8 protein-coding genes are annotated in these 24,533 nt (G+C 61.9%); 3 read left to right on the top strand and 5 right to left on the bottom strand.

What is annotated here, in order from left to right:
- Positions 1-4 precede the first annotated feature (4 nt).
- From ABFX29_RS13015 to ABFX29_RS13005, 3 genes are all read right to left on the bottom strand, one after another.
- A complete protein-coding gene (locus tag ABFX29_RS13015) occupies positions 5-451 on the bottom strand; it encodes a hypothetical protein (protein WP_152228916.1) in 447 nt (148 codons plus the stop codon).
- Positions 448-15,660 carry an SdrD B-like domain-containing protein gene (locus tag ABFX29_RS13010; protein WP_152228917.1) on the bottom strand — a complete coding sequence of 5,071 codons (15,213 nt, stop codon included), beginning with the start codon at positions 15,658-15,660 and terminating at the stop codon, positions 448-450. The genes ABFX29_RS13015 and ABFX29_RS13010 overlap by 4 nt, the downstream gene beginning before the upstream one ends.
- A gap of 270 nt (positions 15,661-15,930) precedes the next feature.
- Positions 15,931-18,534: a helix-turn-helix transcriptional regulator gene (locus ABFX29_RS13005; RefSeq protein WP_170287788.1), complete on the bottom strand. Its 2,604-nt coding sequence runs from the start codon at positions 18,532-18,534 to the stop codon at positions 15,931-15,933.
- 227 nt (positions 18,535-18,761) lie between these two features.
- Between ABFX29_RS13005 and ABFX29_RS13000 the strand changes: the two genes are divergently transcribed.
- On the top strand, positions 18,762-19,136 hold the full coding sequence (locus tag ABFX29_RS13000; protein WP_152228919.1) for a hypothetical protein: 375 nt from the start codon (positions 18,762-18,764) through the stop codon (positions 19,134-19,136).
- Between the two features lie 105 nt (positions 19,137-19,241).
- Here ABFX29_RS13000 and ABFX29_RS12995 read toward each other — a convergent pair whose 3' ends face one another.
- Together ABFX29_RS12995 and ABFX29_RS12990 are read right to left on the bottom strand one after the other, a co-directional pair.
- Complete coding sequence (locus ABFX29_RS12995; protein ID WP_170287789.1) at positions 19,242-19,619, bottom strand: HU family DNA-binding protein; 378 nt, start codon at positions 19,617-19,619, stop codon at positions 19,242-19,244.
- A gap of 696 nt (positions 19,620-20,315) precedes the next feature.
- Entirely contained in the window at positions 20,316-22,481 is a 2,166-nt protein-coding gene (locus ABFX29_RS12990; protein ID WP_152228921.1) for a RecQ family ATP-dependent DNA helicase, read from the bottom strand.
- A gap of 120 nt (positions 22,482-22,601) precedes the next feature.
- Between ABFX29_RS12990 and ABFX29_RS12985 the strand changes: the two genes are divergently transcribed.
- Together ABFX29_RS12985 and ABFX29_RS12980 are read left to right on the top strand one after the other, a co-directional pair.
- Positions 22,602-24,008 carry a phosphomannomutase/phosphoglucomutase gene (locus ABFX29_RS12985; RefSeq protein ID WP_152228922.1) on the top strand — a complete coding sequence of 469 codons (1,407 nt, stop codon included), beginning with the start codon at positions 22,602-22,604 and terminating at the stop codon, positions 24,006-24,008.
- A 4-nt stretch (positions 24,009-24,012) separates the two neighbouring features.
- The gene (locus ABFX29_RS12980; RefSeq protein WP_152228923.1) at positions 24,013-24,483 is read left to right on the top strand and encodes a hypothetical protein; all 471 of its coding nucleotides are present in this window, start codon (positions 24,013-24,015) and stop codon (positions 24,481-24,483) included.
- The last annotated feature ends 50 nt before the right edge of the window (positions 24,484-24,533 follow it).

The following is a 24,533-nucleotide window of genomic DNA, read 5'->3' as shown; positions in this document are numbered from 1 at the left end:
CAAGCTACCGCTCGATACCGTCGATAATCACGTGGATGGACCTCTCCGGGAGTCTCAGGATGTGCTCACCTGGAACGAAAGTGTCGAGGCTTTGCAGCTGCTCCCGCAGCTGCTGTGTGGTCTCGGGGTCGGCGGTAACCACCTCGACCTCTTCGATGTCGGTGTTCACCGGCAGATACATGTAGACCCCTCCGGCTTCCTCCTTGATCTCCACGTTCGAGATGTAGTCCTCGCCCGCGATCTCGTAGGTGCGAGTGCCGTCCCCGGCGCCGAGCCCTGCCCAGACCGCCCCACCAACGACCAGGGCCAGCATCCCGATGAGAGCCCCGCGGACCCAGACGCGGGAGGAAGCATGAGATCGGCGGGCCCGGCGGCCCCGCCGGGCCCGGGTGGTTTCACCCTTGGCCCCAGCGGCGGCTACCGGTGTGGGTTCTTCGTGCGCAGTCTTCATACTCGCTCCTCCTGCATCTCTTCTTCTTCCTTCATGCGGCGACGGGCTGCAGCCAGGAGCAGGATGCCGAGGCCACCGGCGCCCAGTGCGCCCAGGAGGAGCAGGGCGAAGCCCTTACCTCCGGTAAACGCCAGCGGGATTACCGCGAACGGGTAGTCCAGCTCACGATCCTCGTGCTCCTCAGCCAGGACTATCAGACCAGTCTCTTCATCAACCTCAACCAGTTCGGCGACCTTCGACTCGATCCAGCCGTTACCCCTGTCCGATGCGGTGACTGCGTCACCCAGGCTCAGACGGTGGCTGACGGGCGTGTGGGTCTCAGTGCGGTACTCGCGCGGCTTCAGGTAGCCGTCGTGGTCCTCACCCCAGTGGGTGGGTTCGACTACGAACTCGTAGCTGCCGTCGGCCTCGGTCTTGATCGTGTAGTTGCCGTTGAGGTCTGCCACCACGATCCACTCACCGTCGATCTTCTCAAGCAGCGTGACCTCGCGACCACCGAGAGTGCCCTCGCTGTCCTGCTGGATGCCGTCCTCGTTCTTGTCGACCCAGATGCTGCCGCCGATGACTGCCCGGTCAGCGTAGATCGTCAGACCTGCATCCATCTGGACATCGTCGCGCTGCGTGAGCGGGTCAGCGACACCGTTCACGTGCTCGATGATCGAGAAGACGTGGCTGACGCCGGTGTGTGCACCGCCGAACTCGGCAGCTTCCGTGATCACGTCGCTGTCGATGAGTTTGTCCCCGCCCACGTTCACCGGCGACCACAGCTGGTTGCCCAGGCGTTCAATGGTCACACGGTACTCACGTGCCTGCATGAACTCAGGGCTGCTCTCGTCGAAGTGCATCGGCTCAACCACGAAGCGGTAGTCGCCGTTCTCGTCGGTCATGTCGGTGACGTCCTTCGAGTCACCGGCCTTGACCCATGCGCCATCCACGAGCTCCCACAGGACCACGGTGTGGCCGGCGAGAACCTTCTCGCCTTCCTCGCGCAGGCCATTGGCATTCGCGTCGTCCCACATTTTGCCGCCGATGACGACCCCGGGCTCAACGAGACCCAGGTCCACATCATCGTGCGTCAGTGCTTCACGGGTGTCCACGGGCAGGATCTGACCTTCGACGGGCCTGGCCAGCGTGTAGACATCCGATACCGCGGTGAAGGTGCCATTACGGCCGGTCTCAACGAAGTCGCTGTCGGTTTCGTCAGCTCCCTGGTTGTGTTTGGTGATCGCGAGCCACAGCGGGATCTCGGTCACAACCACGCGGTACTGGTTAGCAGCACCAGCTGCGTCGTTGTAGATCGGCAGACCCTCGAAGCGGTACTTGTTCACACCGGTCTGGGCTGCAACGTCGGTCCAGTCGGCGCCGTTGGTGCTGACCTGCAGAGTCGCGGTGAAGCGCTCTGCTGCCAGGCCGTCGCCAACCTTCTGTCCATCTGCCTTCGTGTCGATGAACACTTCGCCGGCGATAACACCGGTTGCGTGCTCCATCACACCGAGGTCGATGGTCACGTTGTCCACCGCACGCAGGAACTGACCGTCCTGAACAGCCATTGTGATCAGGTTGTCCAGACCGCCTTTCTCGTTCATGGCGCCGTTGAGGAAGAAGTCGGAGTCAACCTCGCGGTCATCCCCCTCACGCGACGGAGCGAAAGTGTATCCGGCCGGCAGGCCGTCCACGATCACCTGGTAGGCGTACGCCGTACCCGTCTCAGCGTCACCCGCGAAGGCCGGAACCTCGTTGAAGTAGTAGAGGCCGTCAGCCTGCGAGGTGGTGGTCATGACGAAGCCGTCATTCTTCACCCACTTGCCGTCAACGAGCTCGTACTGCTCGAGCTTCAGCTCCTGGCCGTCGAGACCGGGCTCGCCAGGTTCCTGGATACCGTTGCGGTTCTTGTCGTCCCACACGAGGTTTCCGATCACACCGGTGTTGCGGTAGTCGTAAAACCCGGCGTTCACTGCCTGGCGGTCAGCGAACTTGGTCTCGTAGAGGTTCTCCAGATCGAAGGCGAACAGGTTCGTGCGAACGATCAGGCCGTTCCCAACCTCACGCAGGGTCACGTCGTTGTCATCAACACGGGTGAACGGGTTCTCCGCGTGCGTGATGGGCGTGACGGGCAGTTTCTTGTCGTAGGTGCCATCGGGGTGAACAACCTCGACGTAGAACTGGCCGGGGCGTGCGAGGACGGGGAAGGTGTACCGGCCCTTGGCGTCCGAGACAGTAGTCATCTCGTCGCCGTTTTCGTCGAGCACCGTCTCGCCCTTGGCGTTCTTCAGGGTGACCTTGAAGTTCGGCAGGCGATCCTCGCCGGACTGCATCACGCCGTCACGGTTCTTGTCGTTCCACACAGTTCCACCGAAGTCGAACAAGTGGCCAACACCGAGGTCGAAGCCCATACGGGTGTCGTCCGCAGTCTCCTGTGTGACCGTACGTACGTCGGTCACTGCAACGAGTGCAGACACGTCGTGCGCAACCTGCACGTCTGCAGCCTCACCCGGGAGGAACGTGGTCACGTCCGCACCGGAGATCATCTTCTGCGTGGTCACCGAGTAGCCGTCGTACGCCTTCGGTATTTCGAACATCACGCGGTACTTACCGGGGGTGATGTTGGAGAACACGTAGTAACCGTTCCAGCCGTTGATGTCGGTACGGGTGGTGGTCACCACCGGGCCGTCAGATTCCATCTTCTGGCCGATCTCGTCAACGAAGACCTCACCGGTTGCATCGTCAATGACGAGCCACTGGTTGCCGACCTTCTTGATCGGGTTACCGAGGTAGTCCACGTTGTAGCCGTTCGGGCTCAGCAGGGTGACCTTGACCTGGTTGATGCCAGCATCGTCGATGTCGCCGTCGAAGTCGATGTCCTTGGCGGGCTTCAGCAGTTCGCGGCCGTTCACATCGGTGATGATCTCGCCCTCGTTCTGCTCGGCGTCGAAGTTGGCGTCGTGCCAGACGTAGTTACCGATCGAGACCTTGTCCGCCTTCTCGGTCACGAAGGTGCCGGCATTGTTCGATTCCTGCGGCTTGAAGTTCTCCTTGAGCTGCGTCGCAGCGAACGAGTTCCACTGAGCCACGTCATCAGGCTTGGCGTCGGCGTCCCAGGCCTCCAGGAACGCGGGTGCGTTGAGCGGCGTGCTCATGCCGTACGACAGGGTGAGCTTGCTCTGACCGGGCAGAGTCTCGCCTGCGTTGTTGAACAGCATCAGCAGCGACTGGGCCTTACCCAGCAGCGACGGGTCTGCAGCAACAGCAGCCTTGAAGTCAGCCAGCGAGACAAAGTGCTTGTCGCGCTCGGCCGAGGCAGCTCCGCCCACACCCATCGAGTCGTAGAACTCCTGGGTGCTGACCACACTTGCCGGCAGCAGCTCAGCCTCAACGACCTTGCCGCCCTGCCTGGTGAACGGCCCCACGTACATCGTGTAATCACGTGCACCGTAGGTCTTGTTCAGACCACCTTCTGCGGTCAGCTTGAAGCTGTCCAGGTTCAGGATCGACGAGCCGTGCGAGTTGCGCGCCACACTCTCGTTCATCACAGCGTGGTCGCCGTCGTAGGGCAGCACGTCATAGATGATCGGGAACGGGTACGGGGTTTCGCCCTTCTCCTTCGTGTTGTCGATCGTCAGGGTGTAATTGAAGTCCCCGCCCTCACGAACAGGCGTGATCCGCGGGTGTGCGGTTCCGGCGAGGTTCAGGTCAGAGTAGGCGACCTTCCGCTTGCCGAAGTTGTCGTACACCTCGTACTCGAAGAGGTTTCGGTCGGTGAAGACCAGGCGGTCGTTCCGCAGGTTGTTGTCATCGAGGTCGTTGCGGTCAGTCTCGTAACCGAGCGTGTTCGAACCGTTCCAATCCGAGTTGAGCGGCTGCACGAGGCCGGTGTTGTTGGTCGTGTAGACGCGAGACTTGGTGTCCTCGCTCGTCGCGCCCGGGGTATAGGTGTCGATGAGGCCGATGAAGTCGATCACGATCTTGTCACCGGGCAGCAACTGGCCCTCGAACCAGATGGTCACCACGTTGCGGTCCATGCCGTCCCACTCACCGGCATGGATACGCGTGTGAGTAAGGTTCGATTCGGATTGCTTGACGGTGCCGTCTGCGGCCACGATCTTCCAGGTCCACTTGAATGCATCAGACTCACGGTTTGCCGTGGCGTTCTTCTGCAGCGGGCCCTTGGAGCGGTGAGCGTCATTCAGCGGGCTCGTTTCGTCCACCTCGTCGGCGGGCACGTAGACCCAATCGTCTTCACTGCGAACGGTCATCACGCCAGGCAGCTCAAACGTTACCTTGGGGTCGATGAGCATGTCCTCGGAGTAGGTGATCGACTCTTCCTCGTTCCACATGGTGTCGTCAGCGTTCACGACCTCACCGCGGAACTTCAGGTGGGAAGACGACGACGGGTTGATGGCCATGTTGTCCGACCATCCCCAGCGCTGATCTTCCGGCTTGGCTCCGTCGTAGCGGTAGTAGAGAGCGTCGTGGAAGACGTTCACTACCGGACGAGCGGGCGTGAGGTAGGAGCGGTTCTGGTCATCATCCAGTTTCGCCATTGCGTCTGCGACGTAGTTACCCCACAGCTCAACGGTGTCGTAGATGAACATCGTCTGCTTCTCATCCGAGGATGCACGCATGTTGATCTTGATCGCAGCGTCGGTGACGCCGGCACCGAAGATGGTGACACCCTTGTTCTCGGGGTCAGTCTCCGTCACGTCCTGGTTGCCGGCCTTGCCCGCGTCGGCATCAACAGCCAGGCGGGTACCCGTGGGCACGAGGTAGTCATCGTCGATCGATCGAACTACTACACGAACCTGACGGAGGTCGCGAACGAGATCCGGGTCCACTGCGATGGTCTTGTTCTCGTAGATGCTCTGCTTGCCGAGCGAGACCCACTCATCGGTTGCGTAGCCGGTTGCAGGGTCAACGTGTGAGACGAAGACCTCGGACTCGAACACCTGGTCAACGGTCTTACCGTTGCCCTGGATGTGGGCAACGACATCAGCGGGGATCTCCCACTTACCGCTGGACACAGACAGCACTGCAGCGTCGATCTTGTACTTCGTTGCAGGGTGGTTCGGATCATTGGATTCCGGCGTCGGCAGGTTGCTGTCGATGGCCATCTCCCGCAGGCCCGAGCCGGTGTTCTTGGCGTGGGTCACCAGGTACTCGATCGTGTCCGACGCGTTGAAGTACGGGTCGCCGATGGAGCCGTTGGTGTATTCCATACGCGGACGCGTGGTGTTGACGCGCACCTCACCCTTGGGCTTTGCAATCTCGAAGGAAGCATCGTTCTGGGCCAGGAAGCTACCCACCTTGCCGTTACCGTCCATGTCCCCGGTGGCTAAAGTTTCGGTCACGAGCTTCGCGTAACGGATGGGCTCAAGCGGCTGCACGACGAAGTCGTCCTTACTTGCGCCCTCGGGCAGAAGGGTCAGATCGTCCGAGATGAGCGAGATGTAGGTGTCGACCTTGAAGTCCTCGGCCGCCCACTTACCGCCTTCGGCCTCGTCCTCACGGAAGCCGTCAACCAGCTTGTACTCCTGCAGCAGCGTGAAGCGCTGATCCGACTCGAGGCGCCCCGCTGCGGTTTCGGCGTCGGGCGCCGGCGGCGTCACGATCCAGCGAACCACCTGGCGCGCAGACCAACCCTTGATGCGCTCGTCCTCGGTCACTGCCTTCACGGTGTAGCCGGCAGCTTCGAACGCCTTGCGGTCCATGATCGTGTTACCGACCTTGATACGCACATCCCCGGTCTTCTCCGCGAACGATGACACATAGGAAGTGAAGATGAAGCGCGAGTTGTGCACGGTGCCGGTGCTCAGCATCCGGCTGTAGTCGCTGCCTGCACTGTCCGGCTTGTTGTACGCCTCGGTCGATACCCAGAACTTCGCCGCGGCACCCAGCAGGGTGACCTCGTTCGATGCCGCGTCGGCGTAGGGGCCGATCTTGGTCTCGTTCACCACGGACGGGAAACGCATCACGATACGCGTTCCACCGTAGGCGCCGTAGTTGGTTGCCGACTCCTGAACCGTCTCGGGGAGCAGGGTCGAGCCTGCAACCTTCCACGAACCACTGACATGCAGGGGCACCTCGGTGTCCCGCTTGTAGGTCTTCGTCTCCGAGATCAGCGATTCGGTGATGTGGTTCACGCCGTTGGTGCCGATGCTGTCCAGGCGGCGGGCGTCAGCGCTCGGGTTCTGCACGTACGAACCGGTCTTGTACATCCCCGAGACGATCGGCTCGAAGACGTCGGCCTCCGAGTTGGCGAAGATCATAATCTCCTGGAACTTCGTCTCGTCGGACAAGGACTCGTCCGTGCCGTAAGGAGGCATGTCGATCACCGTGGCGCGGGGTGACACGGTCAGGGACTGGCCGTACTTGATGCTGTGCAGGATCTGCTGGGCCTCGGGCGTATCCTTCGCGGTGAAGTGCAGCACGAAGCGTTCGCCCTGCTCGCTCTTGACGCGCTCGACACGCAGGTTCAGGTGCTCGGCCACATCGACCACAGGCGTCGTGCTGTTGTAAGCCACGTCGCTGATGTGAGCGGTGAACGCCACATCCTGCTGGTTCTCCACCTTGCCCGTGTAGCGAGCAATGGTGCCGTCCTCGAGGATCGGGACGATACCGAACGGCATCGACACGGTCACGGTCGGCTCAAACCACGAACCACGGGCACCGCCCTTGGTCTGGGGTTGATGAGTCAGCTCGTCGAGGCGGTTGCCCGAAGTGCCGTGGTAGTCCTTTTGAGTCTCAATCTGCTGGTTCTCCACGGTTGCGTGGATGGTCAGCTTCTCGTGGAGCTCAGTCGTGAAGTCCTGCACCGTCGAGTGGTATCCCGTGAGGTAGCTGTCCTTCGAGATGTCGTTCCACACGCGCAGCGCCGGCTTGCGCATGACCATCTGGTCACCCGTCACCAGCGCCGGCTTCTTGTCGGTCGCAGTGGCGGTCGCCTGTGCATTCAGGCCGCGGATGTACATGCCGTGAGGCTCGAACGAAGAGTAACTCGTATACCCGCTGGTACCCCAGTGATACCAGCTGAGGTCCGCCAGGTCGATGCCGGGCTTGATGCCGTCGTTCGGCCAGGTGTTCGGGTTGTAGGAGTTCGGGTCCTTGTGCAGGGCACCGTACTCCTTGGTGTAGAGCGCGAGGTACTCTTCGGCCGCGATGGTGCTCACGGTCAGCTGGTCGAACCAGTAGCGCTGCGAGCCGTTGACGACGAGGGCCTGCTCGTCGACACGAACCTTCACATCGACGTACTGGTACTTCGCCTTTTCGGTCGTGGCTGCGGCGTTGAACATGCCGTTCAGCACACCTGCAACCTTGATGCGGAGCACGTAGGGCACCTCGTTCTCGATGGTGGTGCCATCTGCGTCGAGGTTCTTGAAGGTGCCGGCTTCCTGGTTCTGGCGCGGAGCACGGTAGCCCTTGTCGTCCTCGGGCGTCTGCAGGACATCATAGGTATGGGCAATCGTGTTGCCGAAGCCGTCGAATGCGGTGATCCCGATGAGGTTGCCATCGTCATCGAACGGATTGAACCCGACCGGCAGGATCTCGGTGTACTCGATGCCGCTTTCGACCGCGCGGTCACCCAGGTTCGCTGCGTGCAGACGTGCGGTGACGATCTCGTCCAGCTCAACTGCGTAGCTGTAGTTGTCAGCGGTGTACTCCGTCACGCTCACCGGCGCCCGAAGATCCCCGTCGTGCTCGATGAAGTTCGCGTCTGAGACACCCGATGCCGTCGTGCGCTGCACCCTGGGAAGCAGTTCGCTGGCGCCGTAGAGCCATGCACGCTTCAGCTGCAGGTTGTCGTGTGACCACAGGATGCGCTCGTCATGCGTGACGGCACCATCATTCACACGGGCCGGCTGCAGGTACGCAGAGATGTCACTCTGCTCACCGCTGCCAATACCCTCGTACAGCTTGTTCCCAGACTCCTCCCGCAGGTACACCCGGTCAGCGACCTGGCTGTCCGCCGATGCATCGTAGTAGGTGTCATGGGTGTCCGACCGGCCGTCCTGAACACGGCGCTCCCGAGAGTCGCCCGAGACCCACGAGCTGGACTGTGCCAGGAACTCAGCAGGAGTCTGCTCGAAGCTGCGCGTACCGCTGAAGCCGGCGTCGTGCAGCAGGGCAGCCATGTCCATGTCGTACGTGTGGGCGTTCCGTGAGATGGGGTCTTCGTTGCCGTACCAGCCGAGGAACGGTGCGAACACCGGACGTCCGTCTTCGTAGGTCGCGAACGGCAGCTTCTCCTCGCGGATCTTCGCGTCGTACATGACCTCGATGCGCTCACCGCGGCCGAGATCGCGGGCGAACTCGTAGGTGAACAGCTGGAACTTCACGTCAGCGGCGGGGTTTGCGCCCTGGTTGGTGGGCTCGGTTGCCGAGATCTTGCCGGAGCGGTCCACCTGGACACCACCCGCAAGCGGAATGTCGGTGAACTTCTGGTTTCCGCCCACGTCCTTACCCGAGATCGACTTCACAGTGACGCTCGGGAGATCGTAGTCAGCGATCTCGTTGCCGTCGATGTCGTAATGCTTGATCACGAGCTTGCCGGCAGCCACAGCTGCAGCCACATCGAGCTCACCATCAGTGACGAACTTGTCGAGCGAGTTGATGATGTACTCGGGCACCTTGTCGTAGATGACCGGGTCAATAACGGGAGCCTTGCCGAGACCGGTGTTGGTCGAGGCGGGGGTGTTCTCGTTACGCGCGGTCAGCTTCAGGAACACATCATCACCGGCGAGGTAGTTGACCTTACCCGCCTTGGTGTTGTCGTACGGTGCGCCGGCTTCCGGCTTCGTGTCGAACGACTGCAGGTTGAACTCAACCTGGGGCAGACCCTTCCAGATGACGGCTGAGTCAGTCTCAGCAGCCTCGTACAGTGCCACTGCGGGGTTTCCGTCAGTAGCGCCGTCGTGGTGCGTCAGGCCGATCTCCGCACTCGAAGTGATGGTCGAGCTCTTGGTGGACCCCCCGCCGGAGTTCTGCCACCAACCGGTGCCGACGATCTCGAACGACGGAACGGTGAAGTCCTTACGGTCCTTGTCGTCGCCGACGTAACCGGGCACGATGCCGTAATCAATGCGGATGCTGTTGATGTCCTTCAGCTCGTGCTTGTCAGCATCGAACTCCACGTACTCGCCGCCGACGAGAACCGTCAGCTTGGGTGCGGGGAAGCCATCCGCGTGGGCCGGCTTCGGCAGTTCAGTGAGCTCGAACCCGCGGGCACGGGTATCGAAGGTAACGTCAACAACCATGTGGGTGTTGTGGTGACGGATCTGGTTGCTCATCTTGTCGACGGTGATCGTCATCGGAGTCCCCGAAAGGCTCTCCGCGCTGAAGTTCGTTTCGATGTCGATGGCGGTCGGGTTCGCGTACGTGTACGTCGCAGCCAGACCAACGCTGTGCTCGCCAAAACCGTCCTGGTTGTAGTCAGCCTCGCTTCCGGAGGACTCGCTCACACCGTTGCCGGAGACAGCGGAGTGGTTGAAGTTCTCCAGGTGGTGCTGCATGCCAGGGGTGGCGTAGGCGCGGATGGTGACCGACTTGTTCTGTGTTGCCGCGAGGTCATCGCTGTAGTCGTTGATCGCCTCGTACTCAACGAACACCCACACCGACTCTTGCTTGGGCAGAGTCAGGTTGAACTGAACTGAACGGGATTTCTCCTGGTCGTTGGTGTCCAGGAAGGTGAAGTTGCTGTCCTTGAGGTCGTAGCTGGTGCGGCCCAGTGCGGCAATCGCGTCATGCAGACCCTGTGCCGAGTCCTTGGTGACAACCTCGATACCGGTGATCTTCATGCCCTGGGGCGCGGTGAAGTGCGCCGAGGGATCGAACATCGCATTGCGGTTCTCAGCATCGGCTGCAGCCGAGTTGCGGATCTCGTAGAGCACCTTGGCGGTGTCCTGTACAACCATGTCCGTAGTTGCGACCTGCTCCTTGGTGTCAGCGTCGTAGGGGAAACCACCCTTTGCCAGGGTGAGGTCCTCGTTCAGCTGTGCGCCGCGGAACTGCATGTCCACCGTGCGGTGGTGGACCGTGGGGGCGTTGCTGATCGAACCCTTGCTGAGGTCAGGGTGGTTACCGGCGTTGCCGCTGTTGGCAGCATTCGCCCACAGGCCCTGCGGGGTAACGAAACCCGTACCGTGAACCGAGAACGAACCGGTGCGGTGCGTCCCGGCGGTGACACGTTCGCCGTCGCCGCGACCTGCGGGCTTGGAGTCCCAATCCTTGCGCTCACCCGTCCAGCCGTCGATCGCCTCGTCAACCCAGTCACCGGTAATGGTGATGTAGTCGCCGTCGATCATGCGTTTGGGCAGAACCTTCTCAGCCTCAAGATCCTGGGCGAGCGAGCCCCACATACGGACACCGGGCTTGGCGGCCGCGAAGTCAACACTCACCTTGGTGATGCGTCGAACGTCGAGCTTGGACTCCCCGCCGGCGCCCACGTTGAGCGTGGTCGCCGCCAGGATGCCAGCGTCGAACAGTGCGTCCACGTCGAGGACGTAATCGGTGCCGTCGAGCTTGAACACGGCGAGATCGAGAACAACGTCGCCGCCGGGCTGGCTGACAGTGACCTTCTTGGCCTCCCAGTCGCCGCCCTTGAAGATGGCCGCGGGGATGCGGATCTCCTGTGCACGGTAGGCGCTGTCCAAGTTCACGTCCATGGTGAACGCCGTGATGTCAGCTTCCGAGTTATTCGTCATACCTGCGTACAGGGTCGAGGTGTTAGGGGTGATGCCGTCGGTGCCGTAGTCATACAGCGAGAGCTTGTCGAACTCGAGGTCCATGGCTGCGCCGAGCTTCGGCGTGTAACCGGCGAGAACACCGGTACTGGTGCTCACGAGCTTGCGCTCACTGTCGTTTGGCTCACGGAACAGCTCGGTCTTACCGGTCAGGTCCTTGTTGCCGTTGACGATGCCGCCGACGCGCACGTCGATCTCATTCAGGTTCGCGCCCAACGTGTCCTTCTGGACACCCTGCAGTTCAGTGGTGTTGTCACCGAAGCCGTCGATCTCCTCGAAGGTTGCTTCGAAGTGGGTCGGGTACACGCCCTCGCCGAGTGAGACCTCGTAGAGGCCGGCGCTGACCTTGTGGAAGCCAACAGGTTTTTCGCTGTTGTATTTCACCACGAACGAACCGTGTGCGATGAACTCAGCACGCTCCGCCTCGTCCAGCTCGATGTTCACCTTGGTGTCACCCGCGGTGTTGATCATTAGTCCGGTGAGGTACTTCAGGGTGCTGGTGTTCTCGAACGTGATGTGCGTCGGATCCAGGTTGAAGTCAGCGTCCTTGTCAGGGGTCGCCGGGTAGGTGAACTTGTACGCCAGCTTGTCGTGGAACGTGGCCAGACCCTGGTTGTAGTAGCTCATCATCCACTCGTCCGATTCAGTGTGGACCGGGACGTTGATGTCTGCGCCGTGCGGCCAGTGCCAGCCGCCGTAGTACTGGTTCGCCACGTTCCATACGCTTGCGAGGTAGTTGCCCTCGGTGCCCATCGTGACCACCTTGCGCTGCAGCGAAACTGCATCCTGCGCACCGGTCTCGGCCTGTGCGAACGGGTAGTGCACCAGCGAGTACACCGGGGTTGGGATGTGGCCGCGCTTGATCGGGTACTTCTTGCCGAAAGTGTCTTCCACCTTGGCGGTGGTTGCCTTCTTGCCCTCTTCCGAGGTCTCGAAGAAGCGGCCCATGTACTCGATCACGCGGCTGGTGGTACCCGAGAGCTCCGGGACGGAAGCCAGGTCCTTGCGCTCGAACTTCAGCGACACAGAGACACGGCTGACCGGCTGGTCAGGAACCACATTGTCCGCGAACGGATCCTTGTAGTAAGGGTGGTTCGCCTCTTCAGTCGAAGCCTTGGTTTCGAACAGTGCGGCGCCGTCATTCTTCGGGTCGGCAGTGTTGATGCGCCAGTACTTGGCTCCCTCAGTGGTGTTCTCCACCCAGTCCGAAGCGGGAACGGTCTTCCACAGCTGCTCTTCGCCATCCACCATGCGGAAGATCTGCACGTCCTGGATGTAGGGCTTCAGGTCTTCGCGGATCTTGACGTAGTAGGTGTCGAACTGCTCGTGAGGCAGGTTCACGTCAATGACCGTCGTCTGGTCATTGTTGTTGGTGAGACCGCCGGGACGGTACATCGAGGCAGCGAAGCCACCCAGGGTCTTGTAACCCTGATCCAGCGTGTAGTCGGTCATCGTGCAGTTGTAGTAGCCACACGAGCGCTGGCGGTCGACCCACTGGTCGTAGGTGCTGCCTGCGCCTGCGGACTGGGTGACCTGGTTCACGCCTTCGATCTCAACCGTGGTGCGGGTCTCTGCAACCTCGATGCGGTGCGTCGCGGAAACCGTCTTGCTCGCCACGTACGGGTCCTGCGGGGTGCCCTCGAACTTGGCCAGCAGCCGCTGGCTCGCACCCATGTCCAGCTCGGAGTCGTAGTCGATCGTCACAACGGGGATAGCCGCGCCGATGTTCAGGTTCTTACCCGAGATCACGATCTTCGCGATGTTGTCGAGGGTGATGTCCTTGTAGTCCACCGCAGGAGTGGTGAACTTCTGCTCGTTGCCCTCATCGTCCACGAACGTGATGACGATGCTGGTGCCGGCTGCCAGGAACTCCTCGCTCAGCTTGAGCTTGTTGTCGATCAGGATGCCGCTGGAGTCCGTAGGCTCAGCGGGCATCTTCGAGGGTTCTGCCTCGGTGATCGTGTAGGTGAACTCAGGTGCGTTCACGCCGCCGGTGCTGAGACGGTACTCAGCGCTCACGGGAACCTCGTACGGAATGTACGTGGGGTCGTTCGTGCGGCGGTCACCGTAGATACCGACGATCGACGTGCTCGGGTTCAGGTCAGCAGGAAGCTGGATGCGGATGTGACCTGTCGAAGCAGATGTGTTGGTCTTGTTGAACGGTTCCGGCTGGTAGGTCTCCGTCTTCACGGAAACGGTGTGCGAGGTCTTCAGGCCTGCAGATACCTTGCCGACCACGTCAATGAAGTTCCGTGCACCGTTGGTGTTGAACTCACCCGTCTCAACGACGATCCTGGCGAAACCTTCGGGGAGGGCAACCTCAATCGCCTGCGTGAGATCCTTGCCCTCCAGGTCGACCGGGATCTCCGTGCCGTCCAGGGTAACGATCTTGATACGCACGTCTTCTGCGCTCGAGAAGAGTTCGGGCTTGATGACGAGCTTGGCGTCCTTGATGGCTTCCAGAGTGGTGGTGTTCACCGTAATGGTGGTCTCGGAAGTCTCGGCCTCGTTGTTGTTCGTGCCGAAGTTGAAGCCAAGGGTGGCTTCGTTGTCCCATGCCACCGTCTGCGGGTAGGTGCTGTTGGTGCTGCCGTTGCCGTTGATGGTGACACTGGTGCTCGGGATGACCTCGGTGGGGAGGATGACGCGGAACGAAGCGTCACGCTTGACCGTGTGGGGAACCTCCGCGTAGGTGGTTTCCTGCGTGTAGTCCTCGTTGTTCGCGTACTTCTCAAGGTAGGTCGTCACCGCCGGGAAGGTCATCGTCTTGACCTCCATTGCCGTGCCGTGCACCTGAATCGCGAAGGGGACGCCCTGGCCGGGGTTGATGCGACCGGCGAAGTCCTCGAAGTGGAACTTCTTGTCCCAGTTCTTTCCCTGCAGCTCAGAGACGTCAAAGACGGCCTTCATCTTGCCCGGGTTCTCGGGGTCAGCGACAGCGTTGACCTTGAGCTCGCGAGTGATGCTGACGGGTTCTTTCCGGTCGTTCTCGTAGCTGTACTGGTAGCGCAGCGTAGCGTTCTCGAACCGCTCGGCATCTGCCTCGTCAAAGAGGTACACGACCTCGTTAACGTCAAAGTTCTCGGCCGAGGTGTACTCGATCGAGGGGTTCCACACCGGAGCGTTGCTGGTGTTCCTGAAGCCGGCAAGCTCGGTGTAGGTGTCCGTCCCGTAGACGGCTTCAGCCTTCTCCGGCTTGTGGGTGAAGTCGAACCCATAGGAGGGGTTCAGCACCTCCCGCACAGCGGTCTTGGTCTTGGTCCAGTTGCTGCTCTCACCCAGGACGATGTTGGTGATCGCGTCAACGTAGAAGTTGGTCGGGATGTTGGGGAATCCCTGGCGGCTCATGGGAAGCGAAACCATGTAGATGCGCTCGGTGCCCGGCTTGACCTGCTGGCGGTTCTCACCGTTCTGGCGGTCGAGGGTGATCATGCCGGCACCGGTGTAGATGTAGGGCAGCGGGTCACCGAGACCGGTCGCGCCGTCCCAGGTGTGGCTGTAGATGTCGGTGATGTCGTAGATGAGCACACCGCCCTTACCGGGGACACCAATGAACTGGCCTTCGGTGTAGTCAGCGTCATCGTTGAAGGTGGGTTCTCCACCGGGGTTGTACGACCAGCGGTTGATATCGGCGGGGATGATGCCGTTGATGTTGTCGGTCGTGTCGATGTCGAAGTTGACCGAGTACGCCTCAATGTTCGAGGCAGGGTTCGTAGAGGTGTTCTGCAGCTTGTAGATGTAGTCGAAGTACTGGAAGCGATCCCACATCGGCACAGAGGTCGATCCGCCGTTCGCCGCAAACGCGGTGAACTGCGGCTCCCACTGAAGGTCAGTAGCGATGACCTGGACGTGGGAATCAACGTCGTCGCGGCCAAGGGTCTCCCAACCCTCGCCTTCGCCGTTGTACTGCTCGTAGGTGACGTAACCGTGCACGTCGAACGCGGTTCCCTCAGGGACACCGCCGAACGGACCGTCAGTGCCGTCGTTGTAGGTGCTGAGGAACAGGTCAAACGCAGGGTTTACACCGGCTTCAAGATCACCGATGTACTCAAGAACGATCTTGCCGCCCTGCGAGACAGTGCCATTGGGAGTAGCCCAGCCACCGCCGGCGCTGACGCGGCCTTGGAGACCCATAGCCGTGGGCGCTGCATCGCGATCCACGATCTTCCAACCGCCGCTGCCGTCCTGCTCCAGGGAGGGCATGAACAGAGTCACGGTTACCTTGCTTGTGGCACCCGTCGAGTAACTGGGTACGAGTCGGTAGTTCAACCGCGCTTCCTGCGCGGACGTCATGATGACCGACTTGGAGGTGAGGAGGCCAGGGCTGCCCTCCACCACGGTTCCGTTGAGGGTTATCGAGGGGGATCCCCCTGTGTTTGCAGCCGCCAGGTCACTTGTGGTGACCACGTCTGTCGCTGCAATGGTCATGGCGAGCAATCCCGCCATTATTCCAGTGAGGATCCGTGTGAGCTTCACGAATGGCCTTCCCATAATCGGTGCACGACGAAATGCGCCCAAATAACTTGATGACTCAAATCTATCGCCCTCAGGCCAGAAAATGCTGATTTATGAGTAAAAAATGGGGAACCCCACCGTAAACTTGCGGCGCCAATTGGACCAATGACCAGCCGGAGGCGTATATGCGTACCGTCAACCCAAGAACGTCACGGCAGCGGCCTCAGCAGGCATCGCCACGGTCACCTGCGGGGACGAAGACCTCGGCGGTGCATCAAATGTTGGTAAGGGTTATGCCCGGGCTGACGCAGTGCCCTGAAGCCTCGCCGGCGAGACCGCGGCTCCCTGCTGAGCCTCGTACCAGGCAACAATGCCTCTCCTGCCGCGCACCTCGAGCTTCTTGGCGATACGCGCCACAGAGCTCTCCACGGTTCGCACCGAAACAGACAGCCGGTCAGCGATCTCCCTGTTACTCGCACCCGTAACAACCTCACGGATGAAATCCCACTCACGGTCGCTCACGCGCACACCCAGAAAACGGCGGTGGGAGCGCAGCTGGAACACGGCCGGAACCCGCCGCTTCAAATCTCGGACACGGAGCTCGAGCGCCGCAGCCGCAGCGTCATCTTCTGCTGCCGGTTGGAAGTCCAGCACATTCTCGAGCGTCGACATCGTCCATCCAGGGAGCCCCATCGCCTCAAGCTCGTCAGCCAGTTGAACCAGCTTGTTTACATCCCTGTCCACCATCGCTGTGAAGTGCCCCGTATCTACGGCCAACAGATGACCATCGACCTGGGAGAACCTCTCACGATCCTGCCCCAGCAGCTCCGGATGAAACGACACCTCCTGAGAGAAGAGATAACACTGCACCGCAGCCACGCGGGCACCTCTCGCCCAAAGCCGGTCACCAGCGGAACGGAGCAACCGTGCGCTCTCACTGACCGACCCTTCATGCACCAGAAGCCTGGCGCGACCAAGATCCCGCTGTTGATGGAGAAGGCCACCGTCGGTCACCTTCATCTGGTCCATCTCGGCGATATAACGGCGCGCCAAGCAGGCATCATCCCGTACTAGCGCCACGAGAACCGCGGTATTCAAAATCCCCAGCTGGAACACTCCGGGCAGCGCAGTATTACCGACACCAAGAGCAGGGCTCAGTATCTCTTCCAGACCGTCCCAGTCATCGAGATACAGCAGCGCCATACACGCCAGCCAGCCGTAGGCCCGCATGATCGGTATGTCGAGGCCCTCCACCGCCTGCAGGAACTTCGTCCGCGCAAACCCCGCCACCTCCTGGATATGACCCTCGTAAAGGTCGAGCAGCTTTTCTAAAAACTCCATCTGAAGCGGTATCAGCCCCGCCGGTGCGATTGAGATGTCCGCCAGGTTTTTCCTGGCCTCGGATGTACTCCCTCGCACTACGCAAACCATTGCGCGGGCCAGCGCAAGCATGTCGTTAACCACCGCGGGTGACCCCTCGGACGAAACCAATAGCCGCTCATAGCCGTCTGGAATCGTCCCGAGCATCGCCTGCAGCTGCACAATCTTCGCCAGAGCCATGCGACCGCCCTCGTTCTTCTGACCCGCCACTTCGCGAAGGAGTCCGATCGCTGCATCCAGGTCACCAACCCGATAGGCCAGCCAGCTCGCCCGTGCGATCAGGTAACCGGCTCCGCTCAATGAAATTGAGGCTCTATCGGGCTCCGGCGTGCGCCTTATCACCTCGTCATAATCAGGCTCACCGGTGCTGTCCCAGAGCAGGATACCGATGTATCTCGCCGCATTGAGCGGCGAAGGGTCTGCCTCCCAGATACGTTGGGCCTCAACCTTTTGGGATCGTGTGTGACCGTCGGCCACACTCGCGAAGGTTGAGACCTGGTCCCACATCGGAGTGATCTCCAACGTCCCGGAAGAAGCAGCCTCGAACCCGTCTTGTGCAGCCACCCACTCCCCAAGACGCACCCTGCGCGACTCTGACATTTCGTCCCGCAGAAAGGTGGACAGGACAGGCGGATGAACGACTATGACTGGCTCTGTCCTGCCGAATATCTTGATGAAACCTCGAGCTTCCAGCTCCTCGATCACCTCCCAGTCCGCAACCTCACGTGCAACACGAAGAGGGACACGATCCGCCAGCGAGAACAACCCCAGCATGCCTCGGGCGATGGGGGTTAGACCCGCTAGCAAGGCAGCGAATGAACCCCGAAGTGAAGGGTTGTAGAGGTCGCCCGTGCCGCTCCACGCGCGCCTCCCCTCCCTGCTATGCAGCCCTTTCACCGCGCTGTCCACAAGAGACATGGCAATGCCGATGTGGCCGCCGGACTGAACAAAGACCTCATTGACCAGCGACGACACCACAGGTCCGCCAAGTTTTTCCTCAAGCGCGGCCTCCAGCTCAGCGAAACGAACCGGGCCCAACTCGATCTCGAAGGAGGGTGAGATCTCTGGCTCCGCACCGGCGTGACGGTCCATTCGCTTGGAAATTGCCACTGGCACACCAGACCTGTGCCGTACGGCCTGAACCACGCCGCGCGTCAGGTCATCAAGGTCATCCCAGTCGTCGATAAGAATCACCGACTTCCCGCCAACAAGCTCCGCGAGCTGCTCGGCGACAACCGCCAGGGTCACTGTTCCGGTCCGGGGTACCCGACCTATCGGGAGCGAGGAGACCTGGAGCGCGGCTAGCGGTTGTGCGCTAAGGGCCGAGATGCCACGTATGAAGACGGTGTTGAAACCCGCCGCAGTAAGATCCGCATCGAGCTTCGCTAAGAAGGTGCTCCTGCCGCTTCTTTTGGTCCCGACCACCTCGACGTTGATGCCGGCAGACAATTTCGCCAGCGTAACCTGCAGGCTATCCACCCGAACCAAAAAACTCTCCTTCGCAGAGGCGCCCACTGAGGGCTCCTCGTCACTCTCGTAACTCAGGATACCGGCGAGACGACAACTGCTCCGGACACGGACAACTACTGCATTCAGGCCGAATTTGTACTGCAATGAGGGAAATCCACAACTAACGATCACGGGCATGACCAAGACTGGAAGCGCGTTCACACTTTCAGAAACGCGAACTGCGCGGCCTCGGCCACCTCAAAGGGAGTACAGTGTCCGGAAATCAGAGTGACTTGATTGTTTCCCCCGAGTACCCAAAGCTCGCTCGTGGGCACTCAACGTACTGCGAGGACGCACTTCATATCGCCAGGGCTGTCCTCAATAAGTACCCCTCGGCCTCCGCCATATCCCTCGACGCCTATCTCGACGACGACTCTCTTGACTGCGGTCCGGTCACCAGCGTGGACGGCACGGTTCTCATCGACGATGTCAGTGACATCGAAGACGGTCTAGAAATCGAACGAATCGTAGCCGGATGGAGTTGCACAGCGCTTCTCGCATCCGAGTGCTGCTCGTGGTTCAGGATCATTCCAGACACCGGAGAATCGATGATCGTGCTGCAACGCGCGATCGATCCCGGTAACCCTGTTCAGCGCTGCAGCTGCTGAACACCTCGACCAGCCGGAGGAATCCCCCAACAACGGCTGGTCGTTCCCCCCAAAAAGCAGAAGCCCCGAGAGTGTATCCCTCGGGGCTTCTGTCTTTCCCAGCTTCTATGAAGCGTCTTCGTTATCGTCAGTTCCAGATTCCGGTTCCCGGTGGGGGTTCGCGCCGATCTTGCGGTTGACCGCTCGAGTCGCCGAAAATTTCAACACCGCATAGTCATCAACTGTCTCGGGATTCTCGGTACCCTCGAGCTTGCCCTCGTCGTTGATTCGCTGCACACGGTGCCCCTTGTGCTTCTGCGGGTAGAACTTACCGAACCCCGTAAGCGTGAGCCGGTCACCGTTCTCGACAATGTCGAGGATTTCTTCGATAGCAGCCTCATACACATCCGTCGCCACTCGAACCGGCACGCCTGCGCGACGGGCAACACGAACGACGTACTCCCTCTTATTCACGCGACCACCACCATCACCATTCTTGACCATTACGTTTGCTCCAAAAAAGTCGTCGCAGCAGGGAAATACTCCAACCTCATACGATAGAACCTCACACGCTGCAGGCCATGGTGCGGCGCTCTGCCAGCTCATTTATGAGCTGGGCGCTTCACGAAGTCCGGGCCCAGCCACTCTGCAAACCACCATCCGCCGGTTCCTCGAAGTACCTGGTGCGAATCGTTCGCCTCTCCGTCAGAGGTCGACTCGCTGCGGTCTGGGCGCCGAGCATCGTCCCATCAGTGCCCGGTCGGCAATATCTGTGGCAGGTTTCATCAGCTCGGCCGTCCACTGCCGGTTTTGCCTTGGTCGGACCACCTGCAGCTGGCTGATTTTTCTAGTGCAACTTTATAGCATTACTCATTTATGAGCATATTTTGTGTAGCCCGACCCCCCGGTCACTCTCCAGATTCGTAAAATAATGCCATCCTGAACCTCTTCCGCCCAGCACAACTTTCCTCGCGCCGCCCTCAACAACGGAGGGGCGTTGTGCGCTTTCGGCCTCAGCTACGGCTTTGGCACTCGAATTCGCCAGACGGTTTACGGCCCCCGTTCCTGCAGGCGCCGCGGGCGCATTTTCCTGCAGCGGAAACCTCATGCGCATCAACGAACCTGCGGGAAACAGGTTGGGGCCCTGCAGTCACTGGCGTGCTGCAGGGCCCCGACCTGGTGTTTTAGGCCGCCACTCGCTTAGGCCTTCAGTGCCAGCACGAACGGGAGCACGGATTCCACGCCGGCAAGGCGCAGGGTGCGGCCTGCTTCGGTGAGGGTCCAGCGGCTGTCCGCGAAGTCATCCACCAGCAGCACCGGCCCGGGATTCGCGGCGAACCAGGCTGCTCCCTCGGCCGGCACGGCGAACTGTTCCCAGACCGAAGCGAGCCGGAACGCGCTGTTGCCGCCGGGTCCGCCGGACGGTCCGCCGTGCGGCAGCTGCAGGGCACCCAGGTACGGGATGCGGCCAAGCTCCGAGAGCCCCTGGGCGAGGGACCCCACCAGCTGCGGACGGGACCGGCTGGGTACGGACACGATCGCCACGGGCCGCTGCGCCCAACCCCACTGCGCCAGCACCTGCACGCAGCCGTTCAGCAGCGCCTGGTCCACCGGGGCATCCTCGGCCCCGGGACCAAAGATTTCCCGCAGCCGTCCGCCCCAGCCCAAATCCGTCAGGCGGGCGAGCGCACGTCCGGTGGAGACAGCGGCGTCCGGTTTAATCTTCCCCTTCACCGGCACCCCCAGCCGGTCCATTCCGCTCGGGTACATGCCGCGCGGATCAATGTCCACGCCCACCCGGGACAGGGCCTGCCCGGCACTGTCTGCGGCTTCGCTGGCGACCTCGTCCGAATACCACCGCCCGGCACAGTTGTCGCACCGCCCACAGGGCGCCGCTGCCGGATCATCCAGTTGCCGGGACAGGAACTCCATCCGGCAGCCGCTTGTGTTCTCGTAATCCAGCATGGCCTGCTGTTCCCTTACCCGGGCTGCGGCGATCCGCTCGTAGCGTTCCCGGTCGTAGGTCCACGGGCGCCCTGTCCCCCGCCAGCCGCCGGTGACGCGCTCGACGGCGCCGTCCACGGCGAGCACCTTTAGCAGCAGTTCCAGCGGGGAACGCTTCAGGTTCACGAGGGTTTCGAGGGCACCGGTGGAGAGCACCGATCCGTCCGCAAGCTCGCGCAGCACCGCATTCGCCGGGCCTTCCGACGGCATGGAGGACGTGGCGAAGTACTCCCAGATGTCCCGGTCCTCAGCACCGGGCAGCAGCAGCACATCGGCATTCGGCGTACCGCGGCCGGCGCGGCCAACCTGCTGGTAGTAGGCAACGGGAGACGACGGGGCACCCAGGTGAACCACAAAACCGAGGTCCGGCTTGTCGAACCCCATGCCCAGGGCACTGGTGGCGACCAGCGCCTTCACCTCGTTGTTCTTCAGCGCAGCTTCCGCTGCTTCCCGGTCTGCCGGATCGGTGCGGCCGGTGTAGGCGAGGACGGGATGACCCGCCTTCTGCAGCAGGCGCGCGGTGTCCTCCGCGGCAGAGACCGTGAGGGCATAGATGATGCCGCTGCCGGGAAGCTCGTCGAGGTGGGTCAGCAGCCACGCGAGCCTGCTGCGCGGACTGGGCAGCCGCAGTACGCCGAGGCGGAGCGAGTCCCGGGCCAAGGCGCCGCGGATGGTGAAGACTTCTTCCCCGCCTGCAGCCAGCTGCTCCTCCACGTCCTTCACCACCCGGGAGTTCGCAGTGGCGGTGGTTGCCAGCACCGGTACGGAGTGCGGGAGCTGTTCAATCAGGTGCCGGATGCGGCGGTAGTCCGGCCGGAAGTCGTGGCCCCAGTCGGAGATGCAGTGGGCCTCGTCGATCACCAGCAGTCCGGAGCGGCGGACCAGTTCGGGCAGGTGGTTCTCGCGGAAACCGGGGTTGTTCAGCCGTTCCGGGGAGACGAGGAGCACATCCACGGTGTCCGCTTCCAGGCGGGCGGAGATGTCCTGCCATTCAAGCTGGTTGGCCGAGTTGATGGCTGCCGCGCGGACCCCTGCCCGGGCGGCGGCGGCAACCTGGTCCCGCATCAGGGCGAGCAGCGGGGAGACGATCAGGGTGGGCCCGGCTCCCCGGGCGCGCAGCAGCAGGCTGGCCACGAAGTAGACCGCGGACTTGCCCCAGCCCGTGCGCTGGACCACCAGTGCACGCCTTCCTCCCCTGACCAGGGCCTCAATTGCCTCGTACTGTCCCTCGTGGAACTCGGCGTCCTCCCTGCCCACCAGCGCGCGCAGCAGGGCTGTTGCCTCCGTGCGCAGGGCAGCGGCGTCGTCGGGTTCCCGCGAAGCGGGAGGAGCTGTGGGGTGCTGGGCGGATACCGGTTCCATACCCTCCACTATTCCAGCCGCCACGGACAGGATCGGACCCCGCCGAAACAGATTGTGGAAAACACCTCCCGGCGGCCGGCATGCCCCGACCCGCAGCGCGCCCCCTATAGACTGCAAGGCGTGACTACTGCATTCGATCTTTCTGCGTCCTTCAAGGCCTACGACGTCCGTGGTGTTGTCGGCGAGACCATCACCCCGGAAATCGTGAAGGCCGTCGGCGCTGCCTTCGTCGACGTGCTTGGCCTGGCCGGGGAGACCGTCTTGGTTGGCGGGGACATGCGCCAGTCCTCCCCCGAGTTCATCAAGGACTTTGCCTCCGGCGCCACGGCGCGCGGAGCCTACGTCCTGCTGCTGGACCTTATCTCCACCGATGAGCTGTACTACGCCTGCGGCTCGTTGAACGCGGCGGGCGTGACGTTTACCGCCAGCCATAATCCGGCCCAGTACAACGGCATCAAGATGGCCAAGGCCGGAGCTATCCCGATCTCTTCCGAGACCGGCCTGAAGGAAATCCAGGAAGCCGCAGAGCGCTACCTGAACGACGGCGTGATCATTTCAGTGGAGAACCCGGGCCAGATCAGCGTGCGGGACGTCCTCGGCGATTACTCCGCGTACCTGCGCGACCTGGTGGACCTGCGCGGCATCCGTCCGCTGAAGGTCGTGGTGGACGCAGGCAACGGCATGGCTGGCCTGACCACACCGGCAGTGCTGGGCGATTCAATCCTCCCCGGGCTGCCGCTGGACATCATCCCGCTCTACTTCGAACTGGACGGCTCCTTCCCCAACCACCCGGCGAATCCGCTGGAACCGGAGAACCTGCGGGACCTGCAGGCTGCCGTGGTCGAGCACGGTGCAGACCTGGGCCTGGCGTTCGACGGCGATGCTGACCGCTGCTTTGTCATTGACGAACTCGGCGCCCCGGTGAGCCCCTCGGCGATCACGGCCCTGGTGGCCCGGCGCGAAATTGCCCGCGCCAAGGCTGCCGGCGAGGAAGTCCCGGTGATCATCCACAACCTGATCACCTCCCGCGCCGTTCCGGAACTGGTAGAGGCCTCCGGCGGCCGCGCAGTCCGCACCCGGGTGGGCCACTCCTTCATCAAGGCACTCATGGCCTCCGAAGGAGCTGTCTTCGGCGGCGAGCACTCCGCGCACTACTATTTCCGCGACTTCTACAACGCGGATACCGGCATGCTGGCCGCCATGCATGTGCTGGCTGCCCTGGGCGAGCAGGAACTCCCGCTTTCGGATCTGGCCCGCGAATACGAGCCGTACTTCTCCTCGGGCGAGATCAATTCCAAGCTCGACGACGTCCAGGCTGCCGTGGACCGCGTCCGGAACGAGTACGACCGTCCCGGCGTCACCGTGGACGAGCTGGACGGATTGACTTTCACCTCAGATGACGGACAGTGGTGGTTCAACCTCCGCGCGTCCAATACCGAACCCTTCCTCCGGCTGAACGCCGAGGCAGAGGACCTCTCCACTATGGAAATGGTCCGCGACCGTGTTCTTGAACTAGTTAGGAAATGAGCTCATGGCTGATGTTGAACTGACCGGCGGGGAACCTTCCGCCCAGGTACAGGATGACCTGAACTCGCTGCTGGGCACCGCCCTCGGTGTCACGCAGGAACAGCTGGAGGCGCAGGGCGCCTTCCTCCCCGCCGCCCTGGTGGTGCAGTCCGACGGCGAGCTGCGGATGGTTGCAGTCTCCCCCGAGGAGAGCGATGAGGACCTGGACGCCGAGGCCATGATCGATGACCTCTACACCGTCCTGCGCGACCAGAAGGACCAGAACCGCGCAGTTGCCGTGTTCTCGGACATCACCCTCCCGGACGAGGGCACCGACGCCATTCATGTAGTGGCCGAACACTCCGAAGGTGTGTGCATCTCCGCGATCCAGACCTACTCCGAACAGGACGGGACCTGGACCTTCAGCGACCCCATCTGGGAGTCCGGCGAGCCGCTCGTCTGGGCGGAGGACACCGAAGCGCCGGCTGAGTCCTAGACCTGGCAGGAACCATAAAAGCAGGGCCCCGCACTTTGAGTGCGGGGCCC

It is taken from the genome of Arthrobacter gandavensis (genome assembly GCF_039528575.1).
GTDB lineage: Bacteria > Actinomycetota > Actinomycetes > Actinomycetales > Micrococcaceae > Arthrobacter_B > Arthrobacter_B citreus_B.
The sequence above is the reverse complement of the archived record's forward strand: the minus strand, read 5'-3'. Positions and strand labels throughout refer to the sequence as shown.

Bases quoted from the DNA above. Each gene is read 5' to 3' on its own strand.
- ABFX29_RS13015 (WP_152228916.1), bottom strand. From the start codon at position 451: ATGAAGACTGCGCACGAAGAACCCACACCGGTAGCCGCCGCTGGGGCC.
- ABFX29_RS12995 (WP_170287789.1), bottom strand. From the start codon at position 19,619: ATGGTCAAGAATGGTGATGGTGGTGGTCGCGTGAATAAGAGGGAGTAC.
- ABFX29_RS12990 (WP_152228921.1), bottom strand. From the start codon at position 22,481: ATGGAACCGGTATCCGCCCAGCACCCCACAGCTCCTCCCGCTTCGCGG.
- ABFX29_RS12980 (WP_152228923.1), top strand. From the start codon at position 24,013: ATGGCTGATGTTGAACTGACCGGCGGGGAACCTTCCGCCCAGGTACAG.